The sequence below is a fragment of the Mesorhizobium sp. M2E.F.Ca.ET.209.01.1.1 genome, assembly GCF_004010375.2.
In the GTDB taxonomy this organism is placed as follows: domain Bacteria; phylum Pseudomonadota; class Alphaproteobacteria; order Rhizobiales; family Rhizobiaceae; genus Mesorhizobium.
The window spans coordinates 273,254-285,595 of the sequence record NZ_SADP02000008.1 but is presented as its reverse complement, the minus strand read 5'-3'; the positions used below and the strand labels follow the sequence as shown (position 1 = coordinate 285,595).

The window sequence follows — 12,342 nt, the reverse complement described above, 5'->3', positions numbered from 1 at the left end:
GGCGCAAGTCGAGAGCAGCCTTGCAACTTTGCTGCAGGACATTGCGGTTGCGACCTTCCGTGCCTGCCAGTGCCGGGACTACGCCCGCGTCGACCTCCGGATCGACCGCTCCGGTCAGCCCTTTGTCCTGGAGATCAACTCGATGCCGGGGCTGAGTATGTGCGGCACTTACGCCTTGGCCGCTATGACTGCCGGACATAGCTACTCGAGCTTGATCAATCGCATTCTCGATCTCGCTCACACGCGATCCTTCGGAATCGGCATCCCCTAGGCTGAGTCACCAGAGCCAGATATGAGTCCCCATAGGGCAAGGCCGAGATGGCTATGGCATCGGGATTTCCTGCCGCAGGCTTGGGCGGAGCATCACCGGTAGCCTGCGCTCGTGTAGGTTTGCCGAATGTTGTTGATGTCGTCTTAGGTGAAGAGGAGGACAGTTTCGCTTAATTCGGTTGCGATAGCCGTCGTAGGTGCTCAGTCCTCTCGAGCATCTCGGCAACGTATTTGAGAGTGGTCGATCGGCTCAACAACCGGACAGGCTTCGGGACAGTCTTGCCCGCTCGCTCCGCATCCATTCCCATGGCGCCTCTGCGATCGCCGGGTGCCTCGCGCGGGCGGCCAGCTCCGCGAGGATTATCGCGTGCGCACTGGCAAGATCATCAGGAAGCTGATCGGCTCATCGGCCATGACGAATATTCGCTCCTCCGTGCAACGACTTTGCTCATCCCGCCGAGTCGCGCTCCAGGTTATTTGCGGCATGCGCCAGTTGAGCGGGCGTGATCACCAGGGTGCCGTCGGCCACGTGGCCAAATAAAACGTCCATTTCGTAAAAAGGCAGGCCCACTGGCCGTCATGCCAGATCACCTTGATCAGCCCTCCCTGACGCCCGAGCAAGTGGCCGCTGTGCGGATCGCGCTTCAAGATCTTCTGCACCATCAATGCAAGGCCGGGGAAGCCCTTGAGCACATCCGTATAGCCAGTGGCAAGCCATCCGGCCGAGCGCCTCGCTATCGATGTCACCCTCGACCTGCAGCCGACGGGCGCCGCCAAGCTCGATCGTCACCGTGCTGCTCTTTTTGCGCCGTCGCGGTATCGGTGGTTGCTGCACAGGCGGCTGCGCCGCAGGCCGCTCCTCGACGACTTCCACTGCACGAGCAGTGGCACTGATGGCGCCGAGATCTGGCAAAGCTCTTTGCGCCACCGGAAAAGCTGGCTCCCATGAATGCCGGCCGATCGAGCGATCTCGGAAACTCTGGCCCCAGCTATCTGAAAACGCGATGGGACGGTCCAGAACATTATATTGGCTAACTCAATGCCAAGTGGCGCATAATCGCGCACCGAGTGGCCCTCTAGAATACATTGAGCGAAGCGAAGTGCAGATCAGAGACGTCCTGCTCGCGCCCGGAAATGGCGCGTTCTTCTATGACGACCAAGCCGCCATCGGCGCCGGAGCAATCCAAGACGGTTTCATCTATGTTGGCAGACCGATGACGACGGGGTTCACCTCCATTCGCGTTCCGGCATCTTCGCTCAGCGTGGGGCTTGTCCTCAGCGACGATACAGTTGTCTGGGGCGATATGATGAGCGTCCAATACTCTGGTGCGGGCGGGCGCGATCCGTTGTTTGAAGCCGCTCAAACCGCGGATTTGACGTCAGGCGTTGTGGCGCCCCGGCTGCTCGACGTCGATGCGTCTCGTTTCGTTGATGCCTGTGCAAAGGTTTTCGAGCCCTTTGAACATAAGCGGCTGCCTCTCGCGCTTGAGTATGGCGTCAGCCAGGCGCTGCTCCGCGCCGCGGCCCATCTCCACCACAGTACGATGGCAGAGGTAATATGTAATGAATTCGATCTGCCGCTGCCGACGTGCGCGGTCCCGATTTACTGCCAAAGCGGCGATGCTCGCGAAATCAACGTTGACAAGATGATTCTGAAGGGTGTGGATGTTCTCCCCCACGGCCTGATCAATTCACGGCAGAAATTCGGGGTGGGCGGCCAGACCTTCATGGAGCTTGTGAAGTGGGTTGCAAAGCGCACGCGCCAAATCGGCCGCCAGGGTTACGATCCGGTGCTGCATTTCGATGTGTACGGCTGGATAGGACTAGAAATTGGCTTGGACCCGCAACGGATCGCCGACTTTATCTGCGGGGTCGCCGATACCGTTCCGGGTGTCACGCTTAACGTTGAGTGCCCCGCGGATTTTGGTTCCACGCAAGCGCAAATTGATAACTACGCCCGGATAGTATCGATTCTGGATGACCGGGGATCCAGCGCTCGGATTGTCGTGGACGAGAGGTGCAACACGCTCGAGGATATTCGGCTCTTTGCCGAAGCGAGGGCCGCGCATCTTGTCCAGATCAAGACGCCCGATGTCGGTTCATTGGCTGACACGGCACATGCCGTGCTCCTGTGCAAGGAGAACAAGGTAGGCGCGTACGTTGGAGGAAGCTGTACCGAGACAGATCTCTCTGCCCAAGCTTCTGTCCACATATCGGTGGCGACCCAGGCAGACATGATGCTTGCGAAGCCTGGAATGGGTGTCGACGAGGCATTCTCAATAGTTGGGAACGAACAAAATCGGTTGCTGGCTATGCTGAACCGTCGTCGAATTCAAAACGAAAACGTTGGATGAAAACACGGTGTCGCATGCAGAAGTCTCTTGAGGGGATCACCGTCGTTGCCGTGGAGCAGGCGGTTGCTGCGCCTTACGCTTCGTCTCGCCTTGCTGATGCCGGCGCCCGGGTGATCAAGATCGAGAGGCCCGAAGGGGATTTTGCCAGAAATTACGACAAGTTGGTGCGGGGTCAGAGCGCTTACTTCGTCTGGCTCAACCGGGGTAAGGAGTCAGTCTGTCTGGACCTGAGATCTGAGGCGGATCGTGCCGTCCTGGATACGCTCATTGCCGGTGCCGACGTTTTGATCCAAAATCTAAAGCCGGGCAGTATCGAAAAATTGGGTTTCGGGTCTGCGGATCTGCGTCGACGTTTTCCGCGGCTGATCACCTGCGATATCTCTGGTTTCGGGGAGCAGGGGCCGTATTCCCACTTGAAGGCTTATGATCTCATCGTCCAGGCCGAAACTGGTCTGTGTGCGATCACCGGGACGCAACAGGGACCCGCCCGTGTGGGTGTGTCGGTTTGCGACATCTCGGCAGGCATGACAGCGCACAGTGCCATTCTTCAGGCGCTGTATCACCGCGAGGTCACCGGCGACGGGACCAGCATTCAGGTGTCACTGTTCGATGCCGTCGCCGACTGGATGAACGTGCCGGTTCTTCAAAACGAATACGGCGGCTATCACACGGTTCGCGCGGGCGTAAAACACCCGTCGCTCGCGCCGTATGGCGCCTATCGCTGTGCCGACGGCAAAGAGGTCATCTTTTCGGTTCAGAATGACCGTGAATGGGTGAATTTCTGCGAGAAGTTCCTGAAGCAGCCGGGGCTTATACGCACACCTGGTTTCGCCGATAATATGGAGCGCCTCGGTCACCGTGCGCAACTTGATGAGATCATCGAACAGCGGTTTTCCGAACTGTTATGCCACGAAGCAATGCAGGAGCTTGAGGCGGCCGGGTTGGCATATGGCCGACTGAACGAAGTCGCGGATGTTTCAAAGCACCCACACATTCGCAAGGTGCAGGTCGGAACACCCGAAGGAACCATCGAGGCGATAGCGCCGGCGGCGATCTTCAACTCTGAGCGCCCTTTGCTGCGCCCCGTTCCGGCTCTTGGAGCTCATACCGAGGCTGTCCGCGAGGAGGTTCTGGGACGTTTGCGCGAACGAGCTGCGTCAGCGTGAGCGCGCGCCTTGTCGGGAAGGGGGCGCGGTTGCGACCCACAGAGTGCATGCCTACTCCTAACCCTTTCCAGTCCCACGGCCGCCCAGCCAGCTCACTGACACAGCCCGCGCTAAAACCGGCACCAGAGGCGACTTCATGAAGGGCACCATTCCGGCCGTTGAAAGCCCGATGTCCATTCGCCGATGGAGATCTCTGCTCTTCGTTCCTTCTCATGTTCCGCGTTTTGTGGAGGCGGCTCATGAGCGCGGGGCAGATGGCATCATACTCGACCTAGAGGACTCCGTTCCCCAGGATCAAAAAGGTGAGTCACGGCGCCAGCTTGGTGCATCCGTGGCAAAGGTGGGCCGCAGGGGCGCTTCTGTTTTAGTTCGCGTGAATCGCGGTTTGCGAGCCTTGGCGGCCGATCTCGACGCAGCCGTGATGGCGGGCGTTGATGCACTTGTTCTTCCGAAAGTGGATTCGGCAGCGTGGGTAGCTGAGATCGCGAATGCGGTATCGGAACTCGAACGAGAAAGAAATCTTCCGTTGGGATGTATCCGGTTTCTTGCCCAAATCGAGACCCCAGGTGCCTTGCAAGAGCTATCGGCCATTGCCTCGTCACATCCCAGGATGGTCGCAATGGCCCTTGGCCCTGAAGACTTTAGTGCCGCTGTTGGCGGCGCCCCAGAACTTGATCTTCTCTTGACGCCAAACCTTTCTGTTCTTTTTGCCGCCCGTGCGGCGGGGTTGCTCCCGCTGGGCTTCATAGGAAGCATTGGCGCGTTCTCTGACACTCACAAACTTCGTGAGGCTGCGGAGCGTGCACGGCGGCTCGGCTTTGCCGGAGCTTTGGCGATCCATCCAAACCAGGTTGCCATATTCAATGACGCTTTTTCGCCAAGCCCACAGGAACTCGAATGGGCCCGTCGTGTCCTCGCGGCGGAGAAAGATGCGACGGCGCAGGGCATAGGCGCGTTCGCCCTGGACGGAAGGATGGTCGATCCACCGGTTATCCAAAGGGCCCGAGATATCATCGCCACGGATCCGGGCGCCGGGTTGGGCGTCTGAGGCCTCAGAGGTTGGTTACCAAACTGGAGCGACCCTACGGCTAGGAGTTATGCAACTCGGCACAATTATTGCTGTCGCGCCATCGCATTTCGAGATAGATTAAACTAATTGCAGTCCGCTCTCGGATGGGTACTCGTGGAAATCAGGCAGTTAAGATACTTCGTCGGTGTGGTCGAAGCAGGCAGTTTCACGAAGGCCGCTGGCTTCCTTAATGTTGCCCAGAGTGCGCTGAGCCTGCATGTGCGTCAACTGGAGGAAGCCTTCGGCACTCAACTGCTGATACGCGACAGGACCGGTGTGAGCGTGACGGCGTCAGGAGCCAAACTGCTCGAACGCGCTCGGGCGATTCTTAAAGAAATTCGACTTACCGAGGTGGAATTGACCAACACAGCTGCTTCCCCCGCCGGGGAGGTGACGATTGGCATTCCGTCTGGAGCTGCCCGCGTCCTGAGCGGCCCCCTGCTTGAGTCGGTGAGAAACGAACTGCCCAGGGTCTCCCTCAAGATGGTCGAGGGTATGACGGGACCGCTGGAGGAGTGGATGGCTGCTGGACGCTTCAATCTGGCGGTACTCTACCGCACTGCGGATAGCGTAGGCCGAATGACGGTGATAGCGCGCGAAAACCTTTGTCTGGTGGTACCGTCGGGTGAGCCGCCATTCGAAGATGCGATATCTCTGGCCGACCTGCATGCATTCCCCCTGGCGGTTCCCATGCGCAATAACAATGTCAGGCGTTCGGTGGCTGACGTCGTCGCACAGCACGGTTGCGCGCTGGACGTCAGGTTTGAAGTGGACTCGCTTTCAACGATCATCAACATGGTCGTAGAGGGGAAAGCGCATTCTATTCTCGCCGCGTCTGCGGTTCAGAAAGAAGCCTCTCAGGGTCTGGTCCGTACGGTCAAGATCGTGGATCCGGTGATTACCCGCTCCGTTGTGCTTGCTGTAAACCCGAAAGATGAGCGTTCCGCCGCCGTGTCCGCAGTCCGCACGCTCATTCCGAAGGTCGCTCGAGAATTGATTGAAATCCGGAGCTGGGCAGCGGTGGCGCCTGAGGCGACCTGACAAACTAACCTTTAAAGCTGGGCATGATCTTTTGCGGCCATTAGGACCAGCCCGATCTGGATTCCAGATGGATTTCGGCAATATTCGATATTTGACCCGCCGCGACCATCGCGATGAAACTGGCTCAAGCGAGTTCAGCAGTTTCGATATCGAAACTGCGCTCGTATGCAAGAATTCAGTCAAGTGGAGCCCGCGATGTCCGACGCCAAGAGTTACGAGCTCTTCATTAATGGCAAATGGCGAGCCGGTGGTAGCCGAGCCACTTTGCCGGTGATCAACCCGGCGACGGAGAAGGTATTTGCCTCAGTGGCCTCGGCTACGGTTTCAGACTTGGATGAAGCTCTTGCTTCGGCAGAACGCAGCCGCAAGGCGTGGTCCTCACGACCCGCCAAAGAGCGTGGCGAGATACTCGTCTCTGCCGCCAGCATTCTGGCAGAGAAAGCTGGCGCCGCAGCCAGGGACCTGTCGTCCGAACAGGGAAAGACGATTGCCGAAGCAACAGGAGAGTACGCGCGCGCAGTCGAAACGCTGGAATGGAATGGCCGGCATGCCGATGAGTTGTCGACCCCGATTCCGTTGGGTCCGAACAGGATGATCGTGCCGGAGGCCCTCGGTGTCGTCGCTGCCTTTACGCCGTGGAACTATCCAGCCGTTCTCATCGCCCGCAAGCTCGCCCCCGCGCTGGCGGCAGGCTGCCCGGTGATCCTCAAAGGGGCCGAAGAGACGCCAAGCGTGGCTGTCCATATCGTGGAATCTTTGCGTCAAGCAGGGATACCGGAAGGCGTGGTCAACCTGGTGTTCGGTGTTCCTGTGCATATATCACGGCATCTGCTCAGTTCGCCAATTGTCAAAGTCTTGACGTTCACGGGGTCGACCGCTGTTGGGAAACAGCTGGCCACACTGGCCGCGAATAATCTGCAGCGCTGCATCCTTGAGCTCGGTGGACATTCCCCGGTTATTGTGTGCGAAGATGCCGACCTGGCAACGGCGATACCGGCTATTTCGGAATACAAATTCGAGTGCGCGGGCCAGAGTTGTAATGCGCCCAGCAGGATTCTTGTCGCCCGATCCCGCTATGAGGAATTCCTGTTCCGGATGACGGAGGCGGTCCGAAAAATCAGGATCGGTCCACCGGATGACCCTGCAACGCAGATGGGTCCCATGGCAAACGCGCGGCGAATCGAGGCCATGCAACGCCTGACCAAAGATGCGGTAGAGGGCGGCGCCCAAATCGAGACCGGTGGCACCCCCCTTGACCGACCGGGGTTTTACTGGCCGCCAACCATCCTGACTGGCGTACCGAAGGAAGCGAGAGTGCTTCATGAAGAGCCGTTCGGACCAATTCTCAGCGTGGCTCCTTTCGATACGATCGAAGAGGCGATCGATGAAGCCAACGCCACGGAGTACGGTCTGGCCGCCTACTTGTTTACTGGCGCGGCCGATACGCAACAGAGGCTTGTGGGCGGTCTTTCTGCGGGCGCTGTTAGTGTGAATTACCTGAAAGGGGTTTCCGCTGATGCCCCTTATGGAGGAGTCAAGCAAAGCGGCTATGGATATGAAGGCGGCGAGCAGGGGGTGCGAAGCTTCCAGATTCTGAAAATGGTGAATGGCCTCGGGTCATTTGGATAAAATCCGGTGGGAAATAGAACACGGACCATCGCTGGCAAGGACATCACAAGAAGCGTCGCCGACGCTCTTCAGTACATCTCGTACTATCATCCTCCAGATTATATCCGGTCTCTTTCTCACGCATACACGCGAGAACAGAGCCCGTCGGCGAAGAATGCCATAGGTCAGATTCTGCTGAACTCCCGCATGGCGGCCTTTGGGCGGCGCCCGATTTGTCAGGACACCGGAGTTGTGGTTGTCTTCGCAAAGGTCGGCATGGATGCCCGCATTAAGTCAACGGCCAGTTTCGCTGATCTTGTGAATGAGGGCGTACGTCAAGCCTATCTCGATCCGGACAATCCCCTTCGGGCATCGATCGTTGCGGATCCCCTCGCCAGACGGGTCAACACCCGCGACAACACGCCGGCAGTTGTCCATGTCGACCTGGTGCAAGGTAACCAGATTGAGGTCACCATCGCCGCAAAAGGCGGCGGGTCGGAGAACAAGGCACGTTTTACCACCCTCAATCCCAGCGCCTCCGTTTCCGACTGGGTGGTCAATACCGTTTCGACCCTTGGCAGCGGGTGGTGTCCACCTGGACTGATCTCTGTCGGCATCGGTGGTAGCGCTGAAAAGGCGATGCTGCTGGCCAAGGAGGCCATGAACGAGCCCATCGATATGGCGGAACTGATCGCAAGGGGGGCGTCAAGCGCAGAGGAGGGGCTGCGGATTGAGCTTTATGAGCGGATCAACGCGCTTGGTATCGGCGCCCAAGGCCTTGGTGGTCTGACGACAGTCGTTGACGTCAAGGTTGCGACCTATCCTACTCATGCAGCGTCCAAGCCTGTGGCGCTCATCCCGCAATGCGCCGCCAACCGGCACCTGAAGTTTACTTTGGACGGCTCTGGACCCATCAGCCTCCAGCCGCCCGATTTGCGCGAATGGCCCGACATCGGAGCCGACGAATTGAACCCAGCCGGCGTCCGGCGGGTCAATTTAGATACGCTGACGAAGGAAGAGACGGCATCGTGGCGCTGCGGTGAAACGCTCCTGCTGTCTGGAAAGATGCTGACGGGCCGTGACGCTGCCCACAAGCGAATGGTCGAACTGATCGATGCCGGCAAGCCGCTTCCAGTCGATCTGCGGGGACGCGTGATCTACTACGTCGGTCCCGTCCGGGCAGCGAGAAATGAGATCGTTGGACCCGCCGGTCCAACAACCTCCAGCCGCTTGGACGATTTTACGGACAAGGTGCTCGCCGAAACCGGCCTTTTCGCGATGGTGGGCAAAGCGGAGAGGGGACCGGCGGCCATCGCCTCGATTGTAAGACACAAAACGCCATACCTTGCTGCAGTGGGTGGCGCTGCGTACCTGATCTCAAAATCGATTAAGGCGGCGCGGATCGTTGCCTTTGAAGACCTGGGCATGGAAGCCATCTATGAATTCGATGTGCAGGACATGCCTGTTATCATGGCCGTCGATGTTGAGGGAAACTCCATTCACAATTCCGGGCCTCTTGAGTGGCGTAAGCGTATGGCGGCCGACAGCATCGCACGCAACATTGGCGTTTGAGTCTTTCCGTTGGGCGATTTCGGCCAGACTCCAGCGTCAAATTGCCGTGAGACGAGCGGCATTTGCGGTGCCTTGCGCCTCCGCGAGCCGGACGAGCAAGGCCTTCAATTCACCCCAATAGCTGAATGTGCCACTGAATACTGCATTGAGTATGCCGTCCACGCGATCGAGGCTCGAATGCTGTCGCACGTCTATCAAGTACGGCAGCGGAGATTCAAGAAAATGGGGTATCTATTTATTAGGAGGTCTTCGCCGCCGCCGACTATTCTCTCCAGCGGCATCATTGCCCCGTTAGGCGTCGGGGCGATAGCCAAAGTACTTCTGCAGCTTTTCTCAGCGGATCGCTCTCCCTCAGCTGATTGTCGTACCCCATTCTGGCACATTTCGGACCGAGAACGGATGCGTTCCACTACTACATTCGGTCATTCAAGATGGATAGAATTGATCGGCGCACAAGGCGCTGTCATCGCTGCTTGAGAGCAACAGGTTATGAAGTCGAAACCCGACCCCGTGCAACTCGACAGTTGGGACGTCCGGATTCTCTCCGAGATTCAGGCAGACGGTCGGATTTCAAAAAGTGAGCTTGCAAAACGAGTTCATCTTTCGGCGTCGGCCTGTTCGGAGCGGCTCCGAGCACTCAAGGCCGCAGGGATTATTGAGGGATTCTATGCGCGACTGAGTCCTGCCCTCATTGGCGGCATGATCTTTGTGATGGTAGAAGTCGTGCTGGATCGCCATCGTCTTGAGGACCAACGACACTTCGAAACTGCAATCCAAGAGATCCCGGAAATCCTGGACTGCTGGGCAATTGGGGGGCGCGTCGATTATCTGATGCGGGTCGCATCTCCTTCTATGGCCGCCTATCAGGATTTCATGGAGGGACTGCTGCAGGCAGGCTTGGGCATTGATCAATACTATAGCCTTGTCGTCACGAAACCAGTGAAGTCCAATTCACCGATACCTTTGTCCGCACTGAGGCAACGGTGAAACCGAAAGTTTAAGTTTCAACGGCGTTTGGCGCGGATCCCGTAGATTCGTCGGCAAAAGGCGCCCATTCCGACGAAACTCAAGGGACATTTGCGGTATACTAATTGCTGGAAAAAGGTGGCCGAGCGCTATCCGCCAGTTGATGGCGAGGAAGGACGATGCGCTTGAGCAATCTGGAACCGATCATTCCAGGAGACGGATCGAAGCAGCCATCGGACGCACTTGCCCAGCACGGTTACGGCGAGAAGCCAAACCGGATCGTGCCTGGTTGAGGAGGCGTCCATATCTAAGATGCGAAGTGCCGAAAAATGCCTCTACCGCTACTTCAAGGGGGGAACTTTCGCCCTGGATTGGCGATCAGTGGCGATTGAGCTTAGTCGCGGTCAGCGCATCCGTGTAGGGGGCGAAATCTACAGCGAGGGTTTGGCAAGCCGACGGATAGCGGGAGTGCAAGCTGGCCCGCTCGGCCTTGACGACCAACCGGGCCCTCGACGCCTGCGGACATTCGGAGATCGCTCCATCGCGTTTTTACGTCCTAAGTTCGTTGCTGATCGAGATTAGGAGATCGTCTGTCCTGTTTGACATTGCTGGTCTCCGCAGCCTTCTAAGTGAGGAGCATGGCTGTGCCGGGGGCGCGTAGGTGGGTGACAAGGCCGGTCACTCCTGCCAGCCGACGTGGTCTTTGAGAAGGTGGAGGTTGCGCTACCCGGCTGGAGAGCATGGTGCCAGTTTTCACAAGACAAGGGTCGCTTAATCGAATGGGCGTCAAGTTCATAGATTGCGAACAGATCATGGGGGGATTTGAATAGTGCTACTGACCGAGGCAGAGCTGAAAAGAGTTGCGAATGCCAGTCGAGGACATAGAGCCGCATCGATCGTTCTAAAGGAAGAGACGGCCGCAGCTACAGCCAGATCGTCATTCGACGTTTTTCTGTCACATTCTTTCAAGGACGCAGAGATCATTCTCGGTGTGAAGCGAATTTTCGAGGAGCTTGGGTTCACTGCTTACGTAGATTGGGTCGAAGATTCACAACTGGACCGCACAAAGGTCTCCTCGGCCACCGCCGAGTTGCTGCGAACCCGTATGAGGCAGTCAAAGACGCTTATCTATGTGCATTCAAACAATTCTCCAGGATCCAGATGGATGCCTTGGGAGCTTGGCTTTTTCGATGGGTTTCGGACCGCGGTAGCGGTTCTGCCCGTGGCAAAAAATTCTTCGGAAACATTCTCCGGGCAAGAATTTTTGGGCCTATACCCTTACATTGATGGGACAGGACCTGCATTCCTGTTTATGAACAGAGGGACCGCGCCTCGCTCAAGAATAGGCTCTGTAAGCTCGACTGCTAACCTCACGTTTGCCAAATCCTGGCTTAAAGAATTTACCGCCACAAAATAGACTGGTGTGCTTCAAAAATGAAATATCCTGGACTCTATAATAGCGCCGACGTGGCATCCAACGAGCAGCAGGCGACGTTTCTGCGCCTGATCCGGGCAGAGTACGTTCTTCTTTTTTTAGCGTCGGTGCTCTCTTTGGACTTGTCGTCATCAAAAGCCTATTTCGGTGTCTATGCTGCGGTATTTCTTTGCTCAATGGGAGTCCTCATTTTCCGGTCGGTCACAAAGCCCGAGCAGGTCTGGTATCAGGCTCGAGCTCTGGCAGAGTCGGTGAAGACATTGACTTGGCGCTTCGCGATGCGAGCACAGCCGTTCGATGACGCGCGCGCGGCTGACGCCAGAGCTGATTTTCGAAAGCTCATGGAAGATATCCTTGATAGCAATCGTCACCTTGGTAGCGCGTTGAGCGGCACCGATTCAGCATCGCCCCAAACAACGGACGAGATGATGTCGATAAGGGACTCCCCGCGAAAAGAACGAAAAGACCTATATCTGCAGAGACGAATCTGCGACCAACGGAAGTGGTACGAGAAGAAGGCGCGCTCGAACAAGAGGTCCGCGAAAGTCTGGATGGGCCTTGGTATTTTTGCATACGCTCTGGGATTCTCGTTCATCGTAGTACGCATCGCTGACCCCGCGATGCCAGGCTGGCCGACCGAGCCGCTAATTGTCATCGCCGCCTCCCTTATCGGGTGGACCCAGATCAAGAAATTTAACGAATTGGCATCGGCTTACACGTTGACAGCTCACGAGATCGGCTTGACTGCCGACCTTATTACGGACGCCAACTCGGATGAGGCATTCTCCGCCGCGGTGAACGAAGCCGAACTGGCTTTCTCACGGGAGCACACCCAGTGGGTTGCTCGTCAAAACAACTAAG

The 12,342-nt window shown here is 57.4% G+C and carries 9 protein-coding genes and 1 pseudogene; 9 read left to right on the top strand and 1 reads right to left on the bottom strand.

Annotated elements, in window-relative coordinates; translation table 11 throughout:
* Positions 1-271: pseudogene (locus tag EN852_RS17565) on the top strand (hypothetical protein); the annotation flags it as partial.
* A 506-nt stretch (positions 272-777) separates the two neighbouring features.
* Here EN852_RS17565 and tnpB read toward each other — a convergent pair.
* Positions 778-1,017 (bottom strand): IS66 family insertion sequence element accessory protein TnpB, encoded by a 240-nt coding sequence (gene tnpB / locus EN852_RS17560; protein WP_126097350.1) that lies wholly within the window; start codon positions 1,015-1,017, stop codon positions 778-780.
* Positions 1,018-1,370: 353 nt separating this feature from the next.
* Here tnpB and EN852_RS17550 point away from each other — a divergent pair, with 353 nt between their 5' ends.
* The 8 genes from EN852_RS17550 (at position 1,371) to EN852_RS17515 (ending at position 12,341) form a co-directional block, all read left to right on the top strand.
* Positions 1,371-2,624 (top strand): methylaspartate ammonia-lyase, encoded by a 1,254-nt coding sequence (locus EN852_RS17550; protein WP_126097352.1) that lies wholly within the window; start codon positions 1,371-1,373, stop codon positions 2,622-2,624.
* 14 nt (positions 2,625-2,638) lie between these two features.
* Complete coding sequence (locus EN852_RS17545) at positions 2,639-3,790, top strand: CaiB/BaiF CoA-transferase family protein (RefSeq protein ID WP_167498460.1); 1,152 nt, start codon at positions 2,639-2,641, stop codon at positions 3,788-3,790.
* 136 nt (positions 3,791-3,926) lie between these two features.
* On the top strand, positions 3,927-4,838 hold the full coding sequence (locus tag EN852_RS17540) for a CoA ester lyase (RefSeq protein ID WP_126097354.1): 912 nt from the start codon (positions 3,927-3,929) through the stop codon (positions 4,836-4,838).
* Between the two features lie 135 nt (positions 4,839-4,973).
* A complete protein-coding gene (locus EN852_RS17535) occupies positions 4,974-5,900 on the top strand; it encodes a LysR family transcriptional regulator (protein WP_126097355.1) in 927 nt (308 codons plus the stop codon).
* A gap of 195 nt (positions 5,901-6,095) precedes the next feature.
* A complete protein-coding gene (locus EN852_RS17530; protein WP_126097356.1) occupies positions 6,096-7,529 on the top strand; it encodes an NAD-dependent succinate-semialdehyde dehydrogenase in 1,434 nt (477 codons plus the stop codon).
* Positions 7,530-7,535: 6 nt separating this feature from the next.
* Complete coding sequence (locus tag EN852_RS17525) at positions 7,536-9,080, top strand: fumarate hydratase (RefSeq protein WP_126097357.1); 1,545 nt, start codon at positions 7,536-7,538, stop codon at positions 9,078-9,080.
* 489 nt (positions 9,081-9,569) lie between these two features.
* Positions 9,570-10,067, top strand: a complete 498-nt coding sequence (locus tag EN852_RS17520) for an Lrp/AsnC family transcriptional regulator (RefSeq protein ID WP_095488146.1) — start codon at positions 9,570-9,572, stop codon at positions 10,065-10,067.
* Positions 10,068-11,480: 1,413 nt separating this feature from the next.
* A complete protein-coding gene (locus EN852_RS17515; protein WP_095488148.1) occupies positions 11,481-12,341 on the top strand; it encodes a DUF4231 domain-containing protein in 861 nt (286 codons plus the stop codon).
* The last annotated feature ends 1 nt before the right edge of the window (position 12,342 follow it).

Coding starts and splice junctions, on each gene's coding strand:
- EN852_RS17545 (WP_167498460.1), top strand. CDS start 2,639: ATGCAGAAGTCTCTTGAGGGGATCACCGTCGTTGCCGTGGAGCAGGCG.
- EN852_RS17540 (WP_126097354.1), top strand. CDS start 3,927: ATGAAGGGCACCATTCCGGCCGTTGAAAGCCCGATGTCCATTCGCCGA.
- EN852_RS17530 (WP_126097356.1), top strand. CDS start 6,096: ATGTCCGACGCCAAGAGTTACGAGCTCTTCATTAATGGCAAATGGCGA.
- EN852_RS17520 (WP_095488146.1), top strand. CDS start 9,570: ATGAAGTCGAAACCCGACCCCGTGCAACTCGACAGTTGGGACGTCCGG.
- EN852_RS17515 (WP_095488148.1), top strand. CDS start 11,481: ATGAAATATCCTGGACTCTATAATAGCGCCGACGTGGCATCCAACGAG.